The 22206-nt window shown below is 72.7% G+C and carries 15 protein-coding genes and 1 pseudogene; 8 read left to right on the forward strand and 8 right to left on the reverse strand.

All coding sequences use genetic code 11. The annotated features are described in order from the left end of the window. Positions 1 to 22 precede the first annotated feature (22 nt). Genes ACWGDX_RS06960 through ACWGDX_RS06975 form a run of 4 tightly spaced genes read left to right on the forward strand, consistent with a single transcriptional unit; the run spans position 23 to position 7728 of the window. Positions 23 to 1204: an ATP-binding protein gene (locus ACWGDX_RS06960; RefSeq protein WP_453623042.1), complete on the forward strand. Its 1182-nt coding sequence runs from the start codon at positions 23 to 25 to the stop codon at positions 1202 to 1204. Further along, entirely contained in the window at positions 1191 to 5069 is a 3879-nt protein-coding gene (locus ACWGDX_RS06965) for a DUF5682 family protein (protein ID WP_453622977.1), read from the forward strand. Before ACWGDX_RS06960 ends, ACWGDX_RS06965 begins: the two co-directional genes overlap by 14 nt. Next, on the forward strand, positions 5066 to 6880 hold the full coding sequence (locus ACWGDX_RS06970; RefSeq protein ID WP_453622978.1) for a hypothetical protein: 1815 nt from the start codon (positions 5066 to 5068) through the stop codon (positions 6878 to 6880). Before ACWGDX_RS06965 ends, ACWGDX_RS06970 begins: the two co-directional genes overlap by 4 nt. 59 nt (positions 6881 to 6939) lie before the next feature. Continuing rightward, entirely contained in the window at positions 6940 to 7728 is a 789-nt protein-coding gene (locus ACWGDX_RS06975; protein ID WP_453622980.1) for a SanA/YdcF family protein, read from the forward strand. Positions 7729 to 7948: 220 nt separating this feature from the next. Here ACWGDX_RS06975 and ACWGDX_RS06980 read toward each other — a convergent pair. Then, positions 7949 to 8389: pseudogene (locus ACWGDX_RS06980) on the reverse strand (gamma-glutamylcyclotransferase family protein); the annotation flags it as partial. After that, the gene (gene cutA / locus ACWGDX_RS06985) at positions 8386 to 8715 is read right to left on the reverse strand and encodes a divalent-cation tolerance protein CutA (RefSeq protein WP_453622982.1); all 330 of its coding nucleotides are present in this window, start codon (positions 8713 to 8715) and stop codon (positions 8386 to 8388) included. The gene cutA and the pseudogene ACWGDX_RS06980, both read right to left, overlap by 4 nt. Before the next feature lie 227 nt (positions 8716 to 8942). Between cutA and ACWGDX_RS06990 the strand changes: the two genes are divergently transcribed. From ACWGDX_RS06990 to ACWGDX_RS07000, 3 genes are all read left to right on the forward strand, one after another. Beyond that, complete coding sequence (locus tag ACWGDX_RS06990; protein WP_453622984.1) at positions 8943 to 9872, forward strand: aminotransferase class IV; 930 nt, start codon at positions 8943 to 8945, stop codon at positions 9870 to 9872. A gap of 218 nt (positions 9873 to 10090) precedes the next feature. After that, positions 10091 to 10708: a hypothetical protein gene (locus tag ACWGDX_RS06995; protein ID WP_453622986.1), complete on the forward strand. Its 618-nt coding sequence runs from the start codon at positions 10091 to 10093 to the stop codon at positions 10706 to 10708. Positions 10709 to 11013: 305 nt separating this feature from the next. Continuing rightward, a complete protein-coding gene (locus ACWGDX_RS07000) occupies positions 11014 to 11646 on the forward strand; it encodes a class F sortase (RefSeq protein ID WP_453623044.1) in 633 nt (210 codons plus the stop codon). Between the two features lie 14 nt (positions 11647 to 11660). On the opposite strand, the gene ACWGDX_RS07005 is transcribed toward ACWGDX_RS07000, so the two are convergent. After that, positions 11661 to 12440 carry a sulfite exporter TauE/SafE family protein gene (locus ACWGDX_RS07005; RefSeq protein ID WP_453622988.1) on the reverse strand — a complete coding sequence of 260 codons (780 nt, stop codon included), beginning with the start codon at positions 12438 to 12440 and terminating at the stop codon, positions 11661 to 11663. 99 nt (positions 12441 to 12539) lie between these two features. Then, positions 12540 to 13934: an endo-1,4-beta-xylanase gene (locus ACWGDX_RS07010; RefSeq protein WP_453622990.1), complete on the reverse strand. Its 1395-nt coding sequence runs from the start codon at positions 13932 to 13934 to the stop codon at positions 12540 to 12542. 394 nt (positions 13935 to 14328) lie between these two features. Here ACWGDX_RS07010 and ACWGDX_RS07015 point away from each other — a divergent pair, with 394 nt between their 5' ends. Then, a complete protein-coding gene (locus ACWGDX_RS07015; protein WP_383033272.1) occupies positions 14329 to 15483 on the forward strand; it encodes an alkaline phosphatase PhoX in 1155 nt (384 codons plus the stop codon). Positions 15484 to 15516: 33 nt separating this feature from the next. Here the strand turns inward: ACWGDX_RS07015 and ACWGDX_RS07020 are convergent, their stop codons facing one another. From ACWGDX_RS07020 to ACWGDX_RS07035, 4 genes are all read right to left on the reverse strand, one after another. After that, a complete protein-coding gene (locus tag ACWGDX_RS07020; RefSeq protein WP_453623046.1) occupies positions 15517 to 16638 on the reverse strand; it encodes an ArsR/SmtB family transcription factor in 1122 nt (373 codons plus the stop codon). 613 nt (positions 16639 to 17251) lie between these two features. After that, complete coding sequence (ppdK, locus tag ACWGDX_RS07025; protein ID WP_453622992.1) at positions 17252 to 19978, reverse strand: pyruvate, phosphate dikinase; 2727 nt, start codon at positions 19976 to 19978, stop codon at positions 17252 to 17254. Between the two features lie 341 nt (positions 19979 to 20319). Continuing rightward, on the reverse strand, positions 20320 to 21045 hold the full coding sequence (locus ACWGDX_RS07030; RefSeq protein ID WP_453623047.1) for an HAD family hydrolase: 726 nt from the start codon (positions 21043 to 21045) through the stop codon (positions 20320 to 20322). Positions 21046 to 21101: 56 nt separating this feature from the next. Next, the gene (locus ACWGDX_RS07035; RefSeq protein ID WP_453622994.1) at positions 21102 to 22205 is read right to left on the reverse strand and encodes an ABC transporter ATP-binding protein; all 1104 of its coding nucleotides are present in this window, start codon (positions 22203 to 22205) and stop codon (positions 21102 to 21104) included. Position 22206 lies beyond the last annotated feature (1 nt).

Genomic DNA, 22206 nt, shown 5'->3' on the forward strand with positions numbered 1-22206 from the left:
GACGAGGAGAGGGGCGGCGGGTATGGGAACGGGCGCGGACGCGTTGGCGCGGGAGGCGGCGGACTCGGCACAGGCGGGGCCGGGGCGGCAGATCGAGCTGCCGGAGGACCGTTACGCGGCTGAGCTGGCGTTCCTGGAGTCGTACGACAACGGCCCCAGGCCGCCGAGCTGGCGGCTGACGCCCCGCGCGGTGGTGCTGTTCGTCTGCGGCACGGACGGTGAGCCGCTCCGGGCGCCGGACGGCGGACAGCTCGTGGTCTCACGGAAGTTCGTGGGTGACCGCGCCCTGGTGGAGCGGTGTGTGGTGACGCTGGCGGGTGAGCGCGGGCTGCTGCTCGTCGGTGAGCCGGGCACCGCCAAGTCGATGCTCTCCGAGCTGCTGTCGGCCGCGGTCTGCGGCACCAGCACGCTCACCGTGCAGGGCACCGCGGGCACCACGGAGGATCAGCTCCGCTACGGCTGGAACTACGCGATGCTCCTCGCCAAGGGGCCGAGCCGGGAGGCCCTGGTGCCCTCCCCGGTCCTCACCGCCATGACGCGCGGCGCGGTCGCCCGGATCGAGGAGGTGACCCGCTGTCTGCCCGAGGTGCAGGACTCACTGGTCTCGCTCCTGTCGGAGCGCCGGATGTCGGTGCCCGAGCTGGCGGGCGGGGAGGGTGGCGACGGCACGGTGCACGCGGTGCCCGGCTTCACCCTGATCGCGACCGCCAACCTCAGGGACAAGGGCGTCTCCGAGATGTCCGCCGCCCTGAAGCGGCGGTTCAACTTCGAGACGGTCGGGCCGATCGACGACCTCGACGCGGAGACGGCGCTCGTGCGTAGCCAGGCGACGGCGGCGCTGGTGCGCGGCGGGGCGGCGTTCTCGGTCGACGACACCGTGCTCGAAGCGCTGGTCACCGCGTTCCGGGATCTGCGGACGGGCCGGAGCGCGGAGGGCTGGGAGATCGAGCGCCCGTCGACAGTGATGTCGACGGCGGAGGCGGTCCAGGTGGCCACGTCGATGGGGCTCGGCGCGGCGTATCTCGGCGACGGCCGGGATGTCGTCCGTACGCTGCCCGGCCATCTGCTGGGCACGGTGCGCAAGGACGATCCGGCGGACCACGCGCGGTTGCTGGGGTACTGGGACGGTCCGGTGCGGCGCCGGGCGGAGGCGGGCGCTCCGCTGTGGCGGACGCTGTGGGAGCTGCGCCATGAGCTGGGCTGAGCGGGCCGACGGGACCGACCGACAGGGCGTGCCGGACGAGGGGAGCGTGCCGAGCGACGGGGGCGTGCCGGACGACGGGGGCGTGCCGGGCGCGCTGGCAGGGCTCGCGGGGTGCCGGGAGCCGTATCTGATCGGGGTACGGCATCACTCCCCGGCGCTGGCCGCGGCCGTACCGGCGATGCTGGCGGAGGCGGCGCCGGAGGTGCTGTTCGTCGAGCTGCCGGAGGAGTTCGCGTCCTGGCTGCCGTATCTCGCCGACCCGGCGACAGTGCCACCGGTCGCCCTGGCGGGCAGCCGGGGCGATGGCTCGGGCGGGCTGGTGTTCCTGCCGTTCGCGGAGTTCTCGCCGGAGCTGGCCGCGATCCGCTGGGCGCGCGACGCGGGGGTGGAGGTCGTGCCGTTCGATCTGCCGCTGGCGGCGAGGGACGAGGCACCGGAGGAGACACGGGAGCCGGGGCCCGACCCGGTGACGGCGGGCGAGCGGGACGTCGCGGCGCGGGGGACGCGTGTCGTGGCGCGGGGGACGCTCTCCGCCGCACTGCGGGCGCGGGCCGGCGGACGTCCCGGGGACGATCTGTGGGACCGGCTGGTGGAGGCGGCGGCTCCCGGTTCCGGCGCGGAGGCGCTGCGGCGGGCCGCGCTGCTGGTCGGCTGGGCGCTGCGGGCCGATTCGGGCCCGGTCGATCCGTACGACCTGCGGCGCGAGGCGAACATGCGGAGCAGGCTGGCCGAGCACGAGGGCCGGCGTACGGCGGCGGTGATCGGCGCGTTCCACGCACCGGCCCTGCTGCCTGCCTCGGCGGGCACCGGGGCGCCGGCCGGGACGGGCGGGACCGGTGCGGCAAGCGGGACGGCCGAGGCTCCGGGCGGCAAAGGCACGACCGGTGCGGGGGCGGGCGGGGCCGCCGGGGCGAGAGGTGGCGCGGCGGGCGGCGCGGCAGGCGGTGGTGTCCGGGGCGGGCGGGGTGTTGTGACCTCGCTCGTGCCGTACTCGTACGCGCTGCTGGACGAGCGGTCGGGGTATCCGGCGGGGATCAAGGACCCGGAGTGGCAGCGGGGGGTGTATCGCGCCGCGGGCGATCCCGCGCTGCTGGACGATCTGCTGACGGCGACCGCCGTCCGGATCTGCGCCGGGATACGGGACGCCGGGCACCCGAGCGGACCGCCCGACGCCCGTGAGGTGGTACGGGTCGCCAGGGACCTGGCCGCGCTGCGCGGTCTCCCGGCGGCGGGGCGCGGGGAGCTGGCGGAGGCGGCGCAGACCGTGCTCACCCAGGGGCAGTTGTTCGGGCGGGGCCGGGTCGTGGCCGCCGCGATGGAGAAGGTCCTGGTCGGTGCCCGGCAGGGCCGGCTCGCACCCGGGACGCCACGCTCGGGCCTCGGCCCGGCCGTCGAGTCGCTGCTCGGCACGCTGTCGCTGCCCACTCCCGCCGCTCCCGGGCGCCGGGAGCTGCGCCTCGACGCGCACCGCGGTGAGCTGGACCGGCGCCGTGAGCTGTGTCTGCGCAGGCTCGCGGTCTGCCGTGTCCCGTACGGCGAGGAGACCGAGGTGGCGGGCGTGGGCGACGCCGCCGCGCTGACCACGCGCTGGGCCGTGGCCTGGTCACCGTCGACGGCCGCGATGCTCGATGTCGCGGGCGTGCACGGGGTGACGCTCGATCAGGCGGCGGCCGGTGTGCTGCGTCGCCGGTGGACCGCGGAGCGCCGGGCGGGCGGCCCCACGGCCGCCGAGGCCCTCGCGGGGCTGGAGGAGTCGGCGCGCTGCGGGCTGCCCGCGCTCGCCGCGGAACGGCTGGCGGAGACCGCCGGACTGCTGCCCGCCTCCGGCACACTGCCCGAACTGCTCTCCGCTCTCGCGCTGTTGGACCGGATCGGCTCGGGACATCTGCCGGGGCTGCCCCCGCAGTGGGAGCGGGCCGCGCTCGACTCGGCGTACGAGGAGCTGGCCGCGGCCGGGGTCCGGGCGCTGGACGGGCTCGCGGGCTCCACGGACCCGGTGGACGCGCGGGCGCTGGTCTCCCTGGCGGAGCGGGCCTCCTCGGCGCTCGGCGGCGGCTTGCGGCTCGACGCGGCGCTGGCCCGGCTGGACGCGGAGGCGACGGCGCTGATCCGGGGCGCGGCGGGCGCGGCCCGGGTGCTGCTGGGGCAGCGGGACGCGGCCGGGTTCGGCACCCGGCTGGCATCCCGTGTGGACAGCGCGACAACACCCGGGCTCCGCACGGACCTTGCCGGTTTTCTGAGCGGCGTGCTGCTCGCGGCGGGCCCGCTGCTGGAGACCGGCGCCGCGCTGGACCCGCTGCTGGAACGGGTCGAGGCGCTTCCCGACCGCGCTTTCCTGGACCGGCTGCCCGCTCTGCGCGCGGGCTTCGACACCCTCTCCCCCGCCGCCAGATCCCGTCTGCTCGCGACCGTCGAGGACCGCACGGGACTCGCCACGGGCACGCTGCCCGCCGCTCTGTCGGACCCGGCGGCCCTGGCCCTCCTGGCCTCGGCGGATCTGGCGGGCCGGGAGGCCCTGGCGGCACGGGGACTGGCACCGACGCGTGACACGCCGTCGACAACCCCACCGGCACCTCTACCACCACCTGATCCTGCCCCTGGTCCTGCCCCTGATCCTGGTCCTGCACCGACACCGACGCCGGCACCGGCAGCGGCTCGGACCCCGGCGGCCGACGGCGGCACAGTCACCACCACCGCCACGGCCGACGAGACCGGTACAGGCACCGCGCGCTCGGGGGACCTCGCGCTCGGTCCCGGGGAGCGGTGGCGGCTGCTGCTCGGGCGGGGCCGGGGGCTGAGCGGACAGGCGGCCCGGCTGGCCGGGGCGCTGGACGAGCTGTACGGATACGGGCGCGGTGAGGGTTCGCGGGGCGACGAGCGGCACGAAGGCGGCTCCGGGAGCGGGGACGGGCCGTCGTATCCCGATGTCCGGGCCTGGTCGGAGGAGTTGTCCGCGCTGTTCGGGCCCGGTGTGCGCGAGGAGGTCCTCGCGGCCGCCGCCGACGCGGGCCGGATCGACGCGGCCCTGGAGCTGGACCCCGCCTCGGCACGGCCGTCCGTGGAGTTGCTGCGTACGGTCCTGTCGTACGCCGGCGGTCTTCCGGAGCGGCAGCTCGCCCGGCTGCGGCCCCTGGTGGCGCGGCTGGTCGCCGAGCTGACCGAGGCGCTCGCCAACCGGATGCGGCCCGCGCTCACCGGGCTCTCCCATCCCCGCCCCACCCGACGCCCCGGCGGCCCGCTGGATCTCGCCCGTACGCTGCGCGCGAATCTGGCGACGGCCCGCCGGGACCCGGACACGGGAGCGGTGACGGTCCTGCCGGAGCGGCCCGTCTTCCGTACGCGCGCCCGCAAGTCGGCCGACTGGCGGCTGGTCCTGGTGGTGGATGTGTCGGGTTCGATGGAGGCCTCGACGATCTGGGCCGCGCTCACCGCCTCCGTGCTGGCCGGTGTCCCGGCGGTGAGTACGCACTTCGTGGCGTTCTCCACCGAGGTGCTGGATCTCACCGACCAGGTGGACGACCCGCTGAGCCTGCTGCTGGAGGTCCGGGTGGGCGGCGGTACGAATATCGCGCGCGGACTGCGCCACGCCCGTGGGCTGGTGACCGTACCGTCCCGCACGCTGGTCGTGCTGATCAGCGACTTCGAGGAGGGCGGCCCGGTCTCCCCCTTGCTCTCGGAGGTACGGGCGCTGGTCGACGCGGGTTGCCATGTCCTGGGCTGCGCCTCGCTGGACGACGAGGGACGGCCGCGCTATTCGGCGGGCGTGGCGGGCCAGTTGGTGGGGGCGGGGATGCCGGTCGCGGCGCTGAGCCCCTTGGAGCTGGCCCGTTGGGTCGGCGAACGTGTAGGAGGTGCGCACCGATGACCGATGCCACGGCGGTACTGCCGCCGGTGACCGCCGCGGTGGCCGCCGCCGCTCTCGATCTGCTGCCCGCGCGGCTGCGCAAACGCGTGGACGGGGCGGTGGCGAAGGCCGCCGGATGGCCGGTGGAACCGCATCCGGACGGTGTGCTGGTGCGGGTCGCGGACGACACGGCGGTGACGCTGAGGGTCACGGCCGGGATCGTGGCCGCCGGCGATCACGCCGTGTGCAGTTGTCTGCTGGCCCCTGCCTGTCTGCACCGCGCGGCCGTGCTGTCGAGCGCGCCCCTCGCGATGGACGCGCCCCTCGCGACGGAGGAGGTGAAAGAGGAGGAGAAGGAGGAGGAAGAGAGGCAGGGAAGCGGGGAGCGTGACGGGAAGAGCGGGGAGAGGGCCGGGGCCGGCCCGCCCCCGGTCGTCGGTGAAGCCGCCCTCACTCCGGTCCGGTCCACCGCGCTCGACGCCCTGCGTGATGCCGTGACGGCCGTTCTTGTCGCGGGCATCGCCGGTTCCGGCGCGGTGCACCGCGCCGAGCTGCTCCATGCCGCGCACTCGGCGCGGCTGGCCGGGCTGCACCGGCCCGCCGCCACCGCCGTCAGGATCGCGCGGCTGCTGGCCGAGGCCCGTTCCGACGATCCGGCGTTCCGGCTGTCCACGCTCTCCACGGAGCTGGCCGAGCTGCTGGATCTCGTACACCGGCCGGTCGAAGCCCTCTCCCCCGCGCGAAGAAGCTATCGGCCCGAGGGACCACTCCGGCTGTACGGGCTCTTCACCGAACCGGTGGTGACGGCTTCCGGGTACGCGGGCGCCACCGTGTACGCCCTCGCCCCCGATGGGACGCTCCGTACGGTCTCGGACGTCGCTCCCGGTGGACCGGAGCGTGCGCTCCAGGCGTCGGGTACGCCGGTGCCCGGCGGTTGCGCCCTTGCGCTGCGGGAGTTGGGCGACGGCGGCGGGGTGATCCTCACGGCGCCGACCGTCTCACCGGACGGCAGGATCGGTGGCGGCGGGCAGGTCCGTTCCGTGCGGGCCGGCGGCGCGGGTTGGTACGAGGCACCGCTCGCCGCCCTCTGGGAGCGGCCACCGGCCGGGCAGCTGGCGGCGGCGCTCGGCCGGCTGTCCGAGCCGGCCGACACCCGCGCGGCGGGCGGCGATCTGCTCTTCCTCGACGGTATGTGCACCGAGGCGGGCTTTGCCGTGTCCGGCGGTCCCACGCTGCGGCTGGCGGCGCCGGACGAGCGGCCCGAACTGCCGTACGCCGAGAATCTCCGGCTGCTCGCCGGACGCCCGGGACTGGCGCTGCGGCTGATCGCCCGGGTCGTGCCGGACCGGCCCGACCGTGTGCATGTGCTCGCCGTGTCCTGGACGGGCCATGACGGGGAGTCGGTACGGGCGGATCTGGGGCTGCGGCGGCTCCACCGCTCGGACATACCGGCCGTACCGGTCCCGGCGACGGCCGAGGCGGCGGCGCCCGCCGTGTCGGTGCCCGCGCCGCCCGCGCTCCCGGTCGAGCTGGATCTGCTGCGCGGGGCCGTGGACCGCGCGGTCGCGGGAGGCCGTGCGGTGACCGCCGTGTCGGCGGACGGCGAACTGCCGCGCCGGCTCAGGACCGTGGGCCTCACCGCGGGCGCGGAGCTGGTCCGGTCCCTGGCGGAGGCGGCGGCGGACCGGCGGCACGATGTCCTGGGGCGGCTGCTGCCCGCCGACCCGAGGGGCTTCGCCCTGGCGTGGCTGGCGGCGGCGGTGTACGTGTCGGCGGCGGCCGAGTCGTTGCTGCTGGCGGCGTGGACGCCGGACATACCCGCCGCGAACTGATCGGCGTCGCCGATCGTCATAGATGGAGAGTGAAGAACGCGATCCAGCCAGGGGGGACCATGCCACTGCCGAAGCTGCCACGCCTGCGTGTACCGCGCCCGCGTGCGCCGAGGCCGCGTGTGCCGGGGTCGGCGCGGCTGCCCTGGCCGTCGGCGCGGTTGACTCGGCCGCCGCGTCGGCCGTGGTGGCCCCGGGACCGGCGCGGGCGGCGGCGTGCCGTGCAGACGGTCATGCTCGGGTGTGTGCTGGCGCTGATGCCGGTGACCTGGATGCACGCGGTCGCGGACAGCCGTGTCCGTACGGTCGCCGATGTCCCGGCCGGGGATGTCGCCGTGGTCTTCGGAGCCGGGCTGCGGGCCGGCCGGCCGGCGCCGTATCTCGCGCACCGCCTCGACGCGGCGGCGGAGCTGTACAGCACGGGCAAGGTGAAGGTCGTGCTGGTCACCGGGGACAACAGCCGGGAGGAGTACGACGAGCCGGACGCGATGCGGACATATCTCGTCGAACGGGGTGTGCCGGACGGCCGGATAGTCAGCGACTACGCGGGGTTCGACACCTGGGACTCCTGCGTGCGCGCCAGAAAGATATTCGGCGTCGACCGGGCGGTGCTGGTGACACAGGGCTTCCATGTCCGGCGCGCGGTGGCGCTCTGCCGCGCGGCGGGGGTCGAGTCGTACGGAGTCGGGGTCGGCGAGCGGCGGGACGCGACCTGGTACTACGGCGGGATACGGGAGATGTTCGCCTCGGGCAAGGCGGCGGCCGATGCCCTGCTGCGGCCGGATCCCATGTTCCTCGGCCCGACCGAGACAGGGGTGACCGAGGCACTCGCAGCAGGCCACGCCCGCTGACGCCCGCCGCGGATGCCGGAGTTCGCCGCGGATGCCGAGTTCAAGGTGTCCGCGGTCCAGGTGGAACGGCGCACGCGGGCGCGGGCGCCGCTGCCGACGTCGACGCCGATGCCGACACGGCCGCCGACGACACCGCCGGAGCCGTCTGACGCGGTCGACGGTGATCCGGTCCGGCCTGGCGAGCGGGCGAGTACGGAGCACGTGGATACGGACTGGCATGGGCCAGCCAGTCACCGCCCGCGATCAGCCGCCCCCGCGCCCGTAGTTCACGGGCCACCCGAGGAGCCGCGAAGTACACCCAGGCACTGACCGTGGTGCCCCCGGCCGACAGGACGTCGAGGGCCACCCGTTCATACACGTTGGCCGGGTCGCCGGGCGCGAAGTACTCCTCCAACTCGTCGAGCACGGCGAGCAGTTCACCGTACTGCCCCGGCTTCGCCGTGATGAGTGCGCCCACGACCGTGCCGGAGGCCTCGACCACATACGGATAACCGGGGCCGTCGTAGAGCAGCGCGCCCTCCAGACGCGCCGGTTCCTCGTGGGCCGTGCGGCCCCGCAGACACAGGTCGTAGTTGGGCTCGCCCGGCCGGAGTGTGCCGTACACGAAGAACGGCAGCTCACCCTCGGCCTCGGCCCCCGCCGTATCGGTCACCGCCCTCATGGCGCGACGGTCTCCTCGCCGATCCAGGCCAGATACTCCGCGCTGCCGCGCACCACCGGTGTGGCGATGATCTCCGGTGTGTCGTAGTCGTGGACGTCCTTGAGATGGGCCTCCAGGGCGTCGTAACGGGAAGCGGTGGTCTTGAAGAGGATCTGCCACTCCTCGGCGGTCTCGATCTCGCCCTTCCAGCGGTAGACGGAGGCGACCGACGCGGAGATCTGGGCGCACGCGGCGAGCCGGGCCTCGATCACTCCACGGGCGATCTCCTCGGCCCTGGCAGCGCTGTCGATCGTCGTCAGCACGGTCAGATACTCGGCAGGGGGCACGGTCGGGCTCCTTCTGGACGGGTGGGGCGGTGCGGGAACGGCGCGCGGGACATGAGCTGCTCAACAGGCGGTAGTACAGCACCGCGGGCATCTCCACCGCACCACCGCACAACGCACCACCGCACACCGCACACCGCACACCGCACATCGCGCCATCGGAACCGGATGGAACCGTGGCTTCCGGCGCCGTGACGTCCCTGGTGGTACGGCGTCGTACGGTGAGGAACATGACGACTGCCACACCGCATCTGCTCACCGAGGTCGACGGCCGGCCCGCCACCGAGGCCGATCTGCGCCTGCGCGCGCTGGACACCTACGGGCACTTCACCGCCATGCAGATCAGGGACGGCCGGGCGCGTGGGATGGACCTCCATGTCGCCCGGCTCGACGGAGCGACCCGTGAACTGTTCGGCACGGGCCTGGACGGTGAGCGCGTACGGGCGGCGCTCCGCCACGCGCTCGAAGGGGTACGTGACGCCTCGGCCCGGGTCTATGTCCACCGGCGCCCCGGGCCGGACGCCGCAGACACCGCAAACACCGCTGACGCCGCAGGCACCGCAGACATCGCAAGCACCGCTGACACCGCAAGCACCGCTGACACCGCTGACACCCCGAACACCGCAGGCAGCCGCCCCCGCATCGATGCCGGCACCGGGGGCGGCACGACCCTGATGGTGACGGTACGGCCCCCGGTGGCCCCGGACGGCAGCGCGAAGAGCCTGATGTCCGTCCCGTACCAGCGCCCCGTTCCGCACATCAAGCATCTCGGGGGCTTCGCCCAGATCCACTACGGCCGGCTCGCCGAGCGCGCGGGTTTCGACGACGCGCTGCTCACCGGCCCCGACGGAGTGGTGGCGGAGAGCGCCGTCGCCAACATCGCCTTCTGGGACGGCGGTTCCCTCGTCTGGCCGGATGCCCCGGTCCTCACCGGCATCACCATGGCCCTGCTGGAGCCCCGCCTCCTGGCCGCCGGTCTCCCCTCGGTCCGGCGCCGGGTCACCCTGGCGGACCTCCCCCGGTACCGCGCCGCCTTCCTCACCAACTCGCACGGAGTCGCCCCGGTGGCCGGCATCGACGAGACGGTCTTCCCCGGTGACGCGGCGCTGCTGAAGACGGTGACGGAGCTGTACGAGGGCGTGGAGTGGGACCGGATCTGAGCGGTGCCGGCACGCGTCCCGGTCACCCGTTCGGCGCGTGCCGGACAACTCATCGGAGTGATGGCATGTCAGCGGCCTTGACCTGCGAAGACGTGGACCGGCACGCGGGCCGCGCCGGGCCCGCCCGGCGAATCTGACCGGACATCAGCAGGCGTACGCCCCGACGGGCGCCTTATCTCAGAGGTGACGACCACCGCGCTGCCCCGGAGGACCACCTCATGCGCCCCACCGCCCGACTGCTGACCGGTACCGCGCTGGCGGCCGCCTCGATAGGTTCGACCTCCCTGTACGCCGCGACCACCGCCACCGCCACCACCAGGGCCACCGTCACGACCGCCACGACGGCCACGGCCACCGCCACCACCGTCACGGCCGCCACCACCGTCACCACCGCCTCCGGTGCCATAGCCGCCGACGACGGCGACCGTCTGGAACTCTCCCCGAAGGTCGCGCGTCCCGGCTCCCTCGTCTCCGTCCGCACCGACGTCTGCCGCGAGGGCACCGGCAGGGGTGAGGCGCGGTCGGCCGGCGCCGGGGAGTTCCGGCTCGAACGCTCGACGGACCAGGAGGTCCTGGTCGGCCGGTTCCGGGTACCGCACGAGATCAGACGCGGTTCGTACCGCGTCGGTGTGCGGTGCGAGGACGGCAGGGTGGTCACCCGGGAATTCTTCGTGGAGCACGGCCGTGAGCCGCGCGGCCACATCAGATCGGGGACCGGCGGCAGCGTCGGCCCCGACGTCACCCAGATCGCGGTGGGGGCGGCCGTCGTGGCCGCCGCCGCCGTCGGCGGGACCCTGCACCTGCGCCGCCGGGCGAGCGGCGCGCAGGAACGCTGACGGGCCGGTCTCCACGGCCCCGGTCCCGCCTTGTGTCCCCGCCCCGGTCACGCCCACGGCTGACCCGGGCGGGGAACCCCCATCCAGGTTCCCCGCGTACCCGGGGAACCTTTCACCGAAGGACTGGATTCATGAGCTTCTACCGCGGCGGCCGTCGCCGCTGCAAGGACGACTGCGACTTCGACTACAACTACGACAGCAAGTACGGCTACAACTACCAGCAGGGCTACGGCCACTACTGCGGCAGGCACCGGGGCGGCTCGGGCTGGACGATAGCCATAACCATCTGTATCGGTGTCTGGCTGATGGGAAACGGCTCCAAGCAGGTCACCCCGCCCGTGCCGGCCGCCTCCGAGGCCTTCGACGGCTCCGACTCCGGGTCCGAGTCCGGGTCCGAGTCCGCCTCCAGCCCCAGCTCGGGGTCCGGCGCAAGGTCCGGCTCCGGGTCCGGGCACCGCGTCACGCGGGCCGCCGCCCCGATGTCGTCCGCCGCCCCCGTCGCCCTGCGCATCCCCGGGATCAAGGTCGACACCCCGCTCCTGGGGCTGGGACTGGACCGCGAAGGCGGTCTGCACGTACCGCCTCAGGGAGTCCGCAATGTCGCGGGCTGGTACAAGGACGGCCCCTCCCCGGGCGCCAAGGGCACCGCGATCATCGCCGGCCATGTCGACAACGCGCGGGGGCCCGCCGTCTTCTACAAGCTCGGCACCCTCAGAAAGGGCCAGCGCATAGAAGTGGCCCGCGCGGACGGCCGTACCGCCGTCTTCTCCGTCGACGCCCTTGAGGTCTACGACAACGCCGACTTCCCCGAGCGCAAGGTCTACGGGCCCTCCGACCGGCCGGAGCTGCGGGTGATCACCTGCGGGGGCGGCTTCTCGAAGAAGACCGGCTACAAGGGCAATGTCGTGGCGTACGCCCATCTCACCGGCGTCGAATGACTACTCCTACCCGCTCACCCGGTCCACTGGTCGAACGCGAGCTTCGCGACCAGCGAGAACACCACCACCAGCAGTACCCCGCGCACGAATTCGCTGCCCTTGTCGAGCGCCATGCGCGCGCCGAGCATCCCGCCCGCCAGATTGAAGACCGCCATCAGCGCCGCGAGCTTCCACATCACCGTGCCCTGGTGGGCGAACATGGCGAGCGCCCCGGCGTTGGTGCAGACGTTCACGATCTTCGCGGTGGCGGAGGCCGTCACCAGATCGAGGTGGAGTACGGCTGTGAGGGCCAGTACGAGAAACGTTCCCGTGCCGGGTCCGATCAGCCCGTCGTAGAAGCCGATCCCACCGCCGACCAGCACGATCGCCATGACCGCACGCACCCGTGTGACGGGGCCGCCCGCCTGTGTCCGTCCGAAGGACGGCCGCAGCATCACAAAGGCCGCCACCCCCAGCAGCACCACCATGATCACCGGCCGCAGCACATCACTGCTGATCCCGGCCGCGAAGAAGGCTCCGGTCATCGAGCCGGCGAGGGCCGCGAGGCCGATCCGTACCGCCGTCCGGACATCGACCGGAGCCTTCCGCAGATATGTCACCGCCGCGCCCGACGTACCGACGATGGCGACCGCCTTGTTGGTGCCGAGGATGTGCGCGGCGGGGACATGGGGAAAGCCGAGCAGCATCGCGGGCAGAAGCAGCAGCCCGCCGCCGCCCACCACGGCATCGATCCAGCCGGCCCCGGCGGCGGCGAGGCAGAGCAGAATGAGCGCGGTCAGCGATATGTCGGGCACGACCGTGACCCTATATACCGGCGTTCCCGCCCCTGCTCGTGCCCTCGCCGCCGCCCCTGCCCCTGCCCCTGCTCCTGCTCCTGCTCCTGCTCCTGCCCGCTACGACACGGCGGCCGTGCAGGCCGCCCCGTTCAGGGTGAAGGCGCCCGGCGCGGTATTGCCGCCGCTCCACGCGCCGTTGAACCCGAAGGTGACCGAGCCGCCGGGAGCGATGGCCGCGTTGTGGGCGGCGTTCACGGCGGTGGCCTGTGCCCCGGACTGGCTGACGGTGGCGTTCCAGGCCTGGGTCACGCTCTGGCCCGAGGGCCATGTCCAGCGCAGGGTCCAGCCGTTGACCGGCGAGGTCCCGGTGTTCCTGACGGTCACACCGGCGGTGAAGCCGGTGTTCCACTGGCTCTGGACGGCATAGGCCACCGCGCAGCCGGTGGTGGGAGTGGGATCACCCGGGTCACCCGGATCACCGGGGCCTCCGTCACCGGTCCAGCCCAGCGCCTCCGCGATGCCGTAGTAGGCCGGCTTGGGCTGGAAGCCCGCGTCGTACGGGGTGGCCGCCCCCTCACCGGGGAAGACGTCCGGGATCCAGGAGTCGGAGTCGGTGAAGCCCCAGACGGTGACGCCCTCGCAGCGCGCCACGGCGAGGCAGGCGCTGGTGACGGCCTTGTACTCGGCCTTCTGCTGGGTGAGCTTGGCGTCGGTGGCGGGCAGCGTCATCCGGATGTCGAGTTCGGTGACGGCCACGTCCACCCCGAGGTCGGCGAAGCGCTGGAGATTGGCCTGGAGGGTGGACGGTACCTGGCCGAGGATGAGATGGCCCTGGAAGCCGACGCCGTCGATCGGGACGCCCTGTGCCTTGAGCCGCTGGACCAGGGAGTACATCCCGTTGCTCTTGGCGCCCGTGCCGTCCGTGTTGTAGTCGTTGATGTACAGCTTGGCGGTGGGATCGGCGGCGCGTGCGGCACGGAAGGCGTCGGCGATGTACGACTCGCCGAGCTGGTTGTAGAACTTGCTGCCCCTCATGGTGCCGTCTTCGTTGAGCGGCTCGTTGACGACGTCCCAGTGGTCGATCCGCCCCCGGTAGCGGGTGACCTCGGCGGTGACATGGTCGGTCATGATCGTGCGCAGCTCGGTGTTGCTGAAGGATCCGTTGGCGAGCCAGTTGGGCATCTGGCTGTGCCAGACGAGCGTATGCCCGCGCACCCGCTGCCCGTTGGCCTCGGCGAAGTTCACCACCCGGTCGGCGCCGGCCCAGTTGAAGCTGCCCCGGTTCGGCTCGACCGTGCCCCACTTCATCTCGTTGGCGGGGGTGATGGAGTCGAACTGGGCGCCGGCGAGGGCTCCGTACGTACCGCTCAGCTTCGAGGACGTGACGGCGGTGCCGTAGTAGACGCCCTTCGTCGCGGCGAGGTCCCGCAGGACGGGGTCCGCGGCGTGCGCGGGGGCGGCGAGTCCGACGACGGCGACGGCCGCCGCGGTCAGGGCCGAGACGGCTGCCACGACTCCGGATAAAATCCGAGGTTTTCTCACGATCGTCCCTCTCTCATGTGATTTCGGAAAGTTCACAGAAAGTTTCGAGAGCGCTGTTCGGAACGTAGAGGCGGAGGTGGTGTTCGTCAACGGACGTGGCACGAGTTCGTCCGTTCGCGCATCGCGCGTACGCACACCGCGGGACCGGGGCGGGGGCCGGCTCCGTACCAGCGAGGCGGGCCGGCTCCGTACCGGCTGGGCGGGCCCAGGCCCTACGGCCCGGCTCCCCACGCCCTACGGCTCGGCTCCGCCTCACCACCCGTTCAACCACCGGCCATGCGCGGCCCCTAGGCTCCTGCGGCGTGCGACCCCGTGGCGCCGTCCGGCGCCCCGGGACGGTCACCACACCCCCATGGAGCGACCAGTGGAACGTCGCAGTTTCCTGCGCGGAGCGGTCATCGGCACCTCCGCCGCCGCACTCGGCGGCACGTTGTGGCGCGGAGCGGCCATCGCCGCCCCCGCCCAGCCGGGCGCGGGCCCCTATGGAGCGCTCGGCGCGGCGGACGCCAACAACATCCGCCTCCCCGCCGGCTTCACCAGCCGCGTGATCGCCCGTTCCGGGCAGCCGGTCTCCGGCACCTCGTACACCTGGCACAGCGCACCCGACGGCGGCGCCTGCTACGCCGACGGCACCGGCTGGATCTATGTCTCCAACTCGGAGATCGACCCGTCGGGCGGCGCGAGCGCCGTCCGCTTCTCGGCCGCCGGCGCGATCACCGGCGCGTACCGGATCCTCTCCGGCACCCGGCAGAACTGCGCGGGCGGCAAGACGCCGTGGAACACCTGGCTCTCCTGCGAGGAGGTGGACCGCGGCTATGTCTACGAGACCGACCCGTGGGGCACGAAGGCGGCGGTACGGCGGGACGCGATGGGCCGCTTCAAGCACGAGGCCGCCGCGGCCGACCCGGTCCGCAAGGTGATCTATCTCACCGAGGACACCACCGACGGCTGCTTCTACCGCTTCACCCCGACCATCTGGGGCGATCTGTCGTCGGGCCGGCTCGAGGTGCTCGTCGCGGGCACGGCCACCAGCGGTCCTGTGACCTGGAAGACCGTGCCCGACCCCACCGGCGCCACGGCCACCCGTAACCAGGTCTCGGGCGCCAAGCGCTTCAACGGCGGCGAGGGCTGCTACTACGCGGACGACACCTGCTGGTTCACCACCAAGGGTGACAACCGCGTCTGGCAGTACAACGTGGTCGCGGGGACCATCGAGCTGGCCTACGACGACTCCCTGGTGTCCGGTACGGCGCCACTGACCGGGGTCGACAATGTGACCGGTTCCTCGTCCGGCGATCTCTATGTCTCCGAGGACGGCGGGAACATGGAGATCTGCGTCATCACGCCGAACGATGTCGTGGCGCCGTTCCTGCGCATCGGCGGCCAGTCCGGCTCCGAGATCACCGGACCGGCCTTCTCCCCCGACGGCAAGCGGCTCTACTTCTCCAGCCAGCGGGGGACCAGCGGCAGTTCGTCGGCCGGCATCACCTACGAGGTGACGGGGCCGTTCCGCGCCTAGAGCCCGTCGCTGTTCCGCGCGTAGAACCCGTCGTCAGTTCCGCGCGTGGAGACCGTCCGCGGTGGCGCCGCCCCTCAGCAGGGCGGCGCCCAGTGGGGTGAGGGTGTGCAGTACGGCGTTGCCGTGGCGCAGGGTGACCACGAGCCCCGCCTCCCGCAGTACGCAGGCGTGCTGGCTCGCGGAGGCGAGTGACACCCCTGTCCTGCGGGCCAGTTCACTGGTCGTGGAACCGTGTTCGATGGCCCGCAGGACCGCCGAGCGGGTGTGGCCGACGAGCCGCCCGAGCGAGGGCCCCGGGCGCTCCGTGACGGCGGGCGCGTCGGAGTGCGTCATGGGGTAGACCAGGACGGGCGGCAGCGTCGGGTCCCGGTGGACGACGGGTGTGCCACGGCAGAAGAAGGACGGCTGGAGGAGCAGCCCCCGTCCGTCCAGGCGCAGTTCGCGCTCGACCGGATAGTCGGCCTCCAGCACCGGGGAGCGCCAGCGCAGCATCGGGGGCAGGGTGCCGAGCAGTTCGTCGGCGCCGCCGTCGAGCAGGGCCCGGCCGCGCAGCGCGCGGTCCGCCTCGGTCCTGGCCCGGATATGCGGCCAGTACGGCTCTATCGCGGCCCGGTGGTACGTACGCAGCGCCTCGACGAGCGCGCCGAGCCGGACGGTCCCCGCCCCATCGCCCCGGGCCGCGGCCCCATCAGCCCCGGCCCCGCTCCCGTCGCCGACCCCGTCGCCCCCGCCCCCGCCGCCTCCGCTCCCGACCCCGACCCCGCTCCCGCCCCGGTCCCCGTCGTCGCCGAGTGCGGCCGGCAGTTCCACGGCGCGCTTTCTCGACGGACTCCTCGACGGGCTCCTTCGCGACGCACGGCGCTCGGCCCTGGCACGCTCGACGGCGAGCAGGGCGAGCTCGGCGCGGACCCGCTCGGGCGGGGTGGCGCGCAGCGCCGCGAGGCCCGCCTCGAAGCCGGCCCGCCCCTCGGCGGGCGTCAGGAAATCCGGGAAATAGCCGCGCCGTGGAACCAGCGCGGAGAGCAGTACCGTTTCACCTTTCAGCCTGGCCCGCGTTTCCTTGCGCCATTCCCCGAAGACAAGAGGGCCCCGCCGATCCCTTATTCGATGAAAACTGAGAATGGTTTCCCAGAGCGGATCGGGACCGGCGGCCATCCGGACCCCGCCGAGGTCCTTCCCGGTGAAATGAATACGCAGCATCGAGTCCCCACCTGTTTGCATCCACAATCTCCCCCGGCACCGAGTATGCATGCCATCACAGCCGGTTACCACGGTGTTTCAGCCACAGTTGAAACGCATCGCGGACACCCCGTCCCAGCCGAAAAGCTGTACCGCGTCGGGCATGAAACCCGGACGGCCGAATAGGCGCGGCGAAGGCCGTGGGGGGCTTTGCGCGCCCGGCGGCGGTCGGTCGGGGTTGCGGCTCCATGTCCGGCTCTCGGAAAGGGAGCGCGGCCGGTGGGTGGGGATCCGCCGGCCGCGCTCCGGCGCGCCGCAGGAGCCGCCCTCGGCACGTTATTCAATGTGCTTGGAGAAAGCCGCGCCCGGGGAAAGAGGCGGAGAATCGACGAAGGGGCGGGCGCCTCCGCACGGGCACCCGCCCCTTCCTCGTGTTCCGGAGCCGCCCGCCGGGTCGGCGAGGGTCGGGATGAACCGGCGGCCCGGCTCCGGGGTCTTCGGGGTCTTCGTACGGCAGCGGCGGCGGGACGGACACCGCGGCCGCGGAACCACCGGCCGCACCGGCCGACACCGGCGCCCCCGCCAACGGCTAGCGCGAGTCGCTGCCCGCCGACGCCGCCGCCGCGCGGCCCGCCTCCAGCCGTGCCACCGGGATACGGAACGGCGAGCAGGAGACATAGTCCAGGCCCACCTCGTGGAAGAAGTGCACCGACTCGGGGTCGCCGCCGTGCTCACCGCAGACGCCCAGCTTCAGCCCCGGCCGCGTGGCACGGCCCGCCTCCACCGCGCTCCGTACGAGCGCGCCCACCCCGTCCCGGTCGATCGTCTCGAACGGCGAGACCCCGAAGATGCCCTTCTCCAGATAGGCCGTGAAGAAGCTCGCCTCCACGTCGTCGCGGGAGAAGCCCCAGACGGTCTGGGTGAGATCGTTCGTACCGAAGGAGAAGAACTCCGCCGCCTCCGCGATCTGACCGGCCGTCAGGGCCGCGCGCGGCAGCTCGATCATCGTGCCGAGCGCCAGCCTGAGTTCGACCCCGGTGGCGGCCTCCACCTCGGCGATGACCAGCTGGGCCTCGTCCCTGACGATCTCCAGCTCCTGGACCGTGCCGACGAGCGGGATCATGATCTCGGCCCGTGGGTCGCCCTTGGCGTTCCTGCGCTCGGCCGCGGCCTCCGCGATGGCCCGGACCTGCATGGCGAAGAGCCCCGGGATGACCAGACCGAGGCGTACCCCGCGCAGACCGAGCATCGGGTTCTGCTCATGGAGCTTGTGCACGGCCTGGAGGAGCCGCAGATCGTTCTCGTTGTGGTCCTTGCGGGCCTCGGCGAGCGCGACCCGTACCGACAGTTCGGTGATGTCGGGGAGGAACTCGTGCAGCGGCGGGTCGAGCAGCCGTACCGTCACGGGCAGTCCGTCCATCGCCTCGAAGAGCTCGATGAAGTCCTTCTTCTGGAGCGGCAGCAGGGCGCCCAGCGCCGTTTCACGCTCGTCGTCCGTGTCGGCGAGGATCAGCCTCTCGACCATCTCACGGCGCTCGCCGAGGAACATGTGCTCCGTGCGGCACAGTCCGATGCCCTGGGCGCCGAAGCGCCGGGCGCGCAGGGCGTCCTCGACGTTGTCGGCGTTGGCGCGCACCCGCAGTCTGCGGCGGCGGTCCGCGTACGCCATCATCCGGTGGACGGCCTCGACCAGTTCGTCGGCGTCGTCGGCGCCGGCGTGCATCCGGCCCTCGAAGTACTCGACGACGGGCGACGGGACGACGGGGACCTCGCCCCGGTAGACCTTGCCGGTGGAGCCGTCGATGGAGACGACGTCGCCCTCCTCGACGATGGTCCCGTTCACCGTCATCCGGCGGGCCTTGGTGTCGACCTCCAGCTCCTCCGCGCCGCAGACACAGGTCTTGCCCATGCCACGGGCGACGACGGCGGCGTGCGAGGTCTTGCCGCCGCGCGAGGTCAGGATGCCCTCGGCGGCGATCATGCCGTCCAGGTCGTCGGGGTTGGTCTCGCGGCGGATGAGGATGACCTTCTCACCGGACCTGGACCACTTGATGGCGGTGTACGAGTCGAAGACCGCCTTGCCGACGGCCGCGCCCGGCGAGGCGGCGATCCCGCGTCCGAGCAGCTCGCGCTTGGCGTCCTCGTCGAAGCGCGGGAACATGAGCTGGGCGAGCTGGGCGCCGTTGACGCGCTGGAGCGCCTCGGCCTCACCGATCAGCCCCTGGTCGACGAGCTGGGTGGCGATCCGGAAGGCGGCGCCGGCGGTGCGCTTGCCGACCCGGGTCTGGAGCATCCACAACTGGCCGCGCTCGATGGTGAACTCGATGTCGCACAGATCGCGGTAGTGCGTCTCCAGCGTCTCCATGATGCTCATGAGCTGGTCGTACGACTTCTTGTCGATGGCCTCCAGTTCGGCGAGCGCCACGGTGTTGCGGATGCCCGCGACGACATCCTCGCCCTGGGCGTTCTGGAGGTAGTCGCCGTACACGCCCTGCTGGCCGCTGGCGGGGTCACGGGTGAAGGCGACGCCCGTGCCGGAGTCCGGGCCGAGGTTGCCGAAGACCATGGAGCAGATGGTGACGGCCGTGCCGAGATCGCCGGGGATGCGTTCCTGGCGGCGGTAGAGCTTGGCGCGGTCGGTGTTCCAGGACTCGAAGACCGAGCGGACCGCGAGATCCATCTGCTCGCGCGGGTCCTGCGGGAAGTCACGGCCCGCCTCCCGGGAGACGATCTTCTTGAACCGCTTGACCAGCTTCTTGAGGTCCTCGGCCGCCAGATCCACGTCCGTCGCCGCGCCCTTGGCGCGTTTGGCCTCCTCCAGCGCCTCTTCGAAGAGCGCGCCGTCGACACCGAGCACGGTCCTGCCGAACATCTGGATGAGCCTGCGGTACGAGTCCCAGGCGAAGCGTTCGTCACCGGCCTGCGCGGCGAGCCCGGCCACGGAGGCGTCGGAGAGGCCGACGTTGAGGACGGTCTCCATCATGCCGGGCATGGAGAACTTGGCCCCGGAGCGTACGGAGACGAGCAGCGGATCGTCGTGCTGTCCGAGCTTCTTGGCCATCTTCCGTTCGAGGGCGTCGAGATGGGCACTCACCTCGTCGCGCAGGGAGGCCGGTTCCGTACCGCTGTCGAGGTAGATGTTGCACGCCTCGGTGGTGATGGTGAAGCCGGGAGGGACCGGCAGCCCGAGATTGGTCATCTCGGCGAGATTGGCACCCTTGCCACCGAGCAGGTCCTTCAGATCCTTGTTGCCCTCGGTGAAGTCATAGACGAATTTCTCGGCTGAGGCTGAGTGGGGATCATTGTTTTCCGACACGGGTCTCGACTCCTCGAGGACGCGGTGGCTGCCCTGACGGCGAGGAACATACCCAGATCGAAGGTGCCTGGGTACGTCCACTTGCCTGTCATACGGCCTTAACCACCCGTCCGCCACCAGATCGAAAGTGACCCGGGGCCGGGTGGCCCCGCGTCGCGTCTTCACCTCTCGAAGCGGGCATGACCTGCTCATGACGCGAACTGCTCATATGAGCATGGACACCGACGTCTGAGTTCAGAATGTGAACACGAAAGGGGTGGCACCCCGTGCCACCCCTTCCAGAGATGCAGCCACCCGCATCGGGCTCATATGAGCCAGGTGCCGATCAAACGTGGCGAGAATCACCCTTGGAACGGCTCCGCGATTCCAGGATCCGGACGGTTTCCCGACCGGTTGACGGAGCCGTCACGGCAACCGCGCAGCACCCCGAGGTCGACCTCCTCCAGACTGCCGGCGAAGTACCGTCCGGCCGCCGGCTCCACCGGCAGCAGCGAGGGCACCACCAGCACCGGGCAGCCGGCCGCCTGGGCGGACGCGCTGCCGTCCGGCGAGTCCTCCACCGCGACACACTCCCCGGGCCCGAGGCCCAGCCGTTCGGCCGCCTCCCGATAGGGATCGGGGTACGGTTTGGTCCGTACGGTGTCGTCGGCCGAGAGCGTGAAGGCGAAGCCGACACCGGCCAGCGAGCCCGCGACCACCGAGTCCACCACGGCCCTCGGGGACGCGCTCACCAGGGCGAACGGCACCTCGGCGCGCTCCAGTTCGGCCAGCAGCCGGCGGGCGCCCGGCCGCAGCGGCACCCCCGCCTCCACGCGGCGGAGGAAGGAACCGGTCAGTTCGGCGGCGACCGTGTCCGCGCGGCCGCCGCCGCTGACCCGGACGAGATGGGCGGCGGTGTCGGCGACCGCCCGGCCGACGACCTCCGGCGCGTCCGCGTCGGTGAGCCGGTGGCCGAGACCGGCCGCGATCTCGTCGGCCGTCTCCCACCAGAGCACCTCGGTGTCCACGAGCGTGCCGTCCATGTCGAAGAGCACCGCCCCGGGCGGCCTCACCTCGGGCGTACCCATTTCGGTCGGACTCACCTCAGGGGCACTCACCTCAGGCGCGCTCACCTCAGGCGTACTCACGCGCCCTTGCCCGCCGCCGGTACCACGAGCACCGGGCGCCGCGCCGGCGCGACCGTCGCGCGTACGCCCGGCGTCAGCGCGCCGGCGTCCCGCGACGGTACGTCGGACTTGACCGAGCCGCCGCCGGGCAGATCGAGCAGCACCCGGGTGACCGAGCCGAAGAAGGACGCGGAGACGACCGTGGCCGTACCGGCGGGATCGGCGGTGGCGAGGATGTTCTCGGGCCGTATCAGCACCTCCACCTCGCGCCCCGCCGGGATCTCGCCGTCCACGGGCAGCTCGGCGCCCGCGACCTCGACCAGTCCGCCGTCGGTGAGCCGGCCGGGCAGCCGGTTCATCGCGCCGACGAACTCGGCGACGAACGGCGTGGCGGGCCGCTCGTACAGCTCGGCGGGCGGCGCGCACTGCTCCAGCCGGCCCGCGTTGAGCACCGCCACCCGGTCGGCCATGGAGAGCGCCTCCTCCTGGTCGTGGGTGACGAAGATGGTGGTGATGCCCAGCGAGAGCTGGAGCCGCCGGATCTCCTCGCGCAGGGTGAGCCGCACCTTCGCGTCGAGCGCCGAGAGCGGCTCGTCGAGCAGCAGGACGCGCGGGCGCAGCGCCAGCGCGCGGGCCAGCGCGACACGCTGCTGCTGACCGCCGGACATCTGGTGCGGGAAGCGGTCGCCGTGCTGGGGCAGACCGACCAGATCGAGGAGTTCGGCGGCGCGGGCGCGCCGCTCGGCGGTGGACACCTTCCGTACCCGCAGCCCGAAGGCCACATTGTCGCGGGCGTTGAGGTGCGGGAAGAGGCTGTACGACTGGAAGACCATGCCGGCGTCGCGCCGGTTGGCCGGCACCCGGGTGATGTCCTCGCCGTCCACCAGCACCTCGCCCGCGTCCGGCTGCTCGAAGCCGGCGAGAACCCGCAGCGCCGTGGTCTTGCCGCAGCCCGAGGGGCCGAGCAGGGCGAGCAGTTCGCCCGGCCTGGCCGTCAGGTCCAGTCCGTCGAGGGCGACGGTGGCACCGAAGACCCGGCGCAGACCGCGGAATTCGACCAGGGCGCCGGCGGCGGTGGCCTTCTCCGGCCGCTCCGCGGTCGCTGTGGAGGTGGATGACATG

The organism is Streptomyces sp. NPDC055025 (genome assembly GCF_053608565.1).

Coding starts and splice junctions, on each gene's coding strand:
- ACWGDX_RS06960 (WP_453623042.1), top strand. CDS start 23: ATGGGAACGGGCGCGGACGCGTTGGCGCGGGAGGCGGCGGACTCGGCA.
- ACWGDX_RS06965 (WP_453622977.1), top strand. CDS start 1,191: ATGAGCTGGGCTGAGCGGGCCGACGGGACCGACCGACAGGGCGTGCCG.
- ACWGDX_RS06970 (WP_453622978.1), top strand. CDS start 5,066: ATGACCGATGCCACGGCGGTACTGCCGCCGGTGACCGCCGCGGTGGCC.
- ACWGDX_RS06975 (WP_453622980.1), top strand. CDS start 6,940: ATGCCACTGCCGAAGCTGCCACGCCTGCGTGTACCGCGCCCGCGTGCG.
- ACWGDX_RS06990 (WP_453622984.1), top strand. CDS start 8,943: ATGACGACTGCCACACCGCATCTGCTCACCGAGGTCGACGGCCGGCCC.
- ACWGDX_RS06995 (WP_453622986.1), top strand. CDS start 10,091: ATGCGCCCCACCGCCCGACTGCTGACCGGTACCGCGCTGGCGGCCGCC.
- ACWGDX_RS07000 (WP_453623044.1), top strand. CDS start 11,014: ATGGGAAACGGCTCCAAGCAGGTCACCCCGCCCGTGCCGGCCGCCTCC.
- ACWGDX_RS07020 (WP_453623046.1), bottom strand. CDS start 16,638: ATGGCCGCCGGTCCCGATCCGCTCTGGGAAACCATTCTCAGTTTTCAT.
- ACWGDX_RS07030 (WP_453623047.1), bottom strand. CDS start 21,045: ATGGGTACGCCCGAGGTGAGGCCGCCCGGGGCGGTGCTCTTCGACATG.
- ACWGDX_RS07035 (WP_453622994.1), bottom strand. CDS start 22,205: ATGTCATCCACCTCCACAGCGACCGCGGAGCGGCCGGAGAAGGCCACC.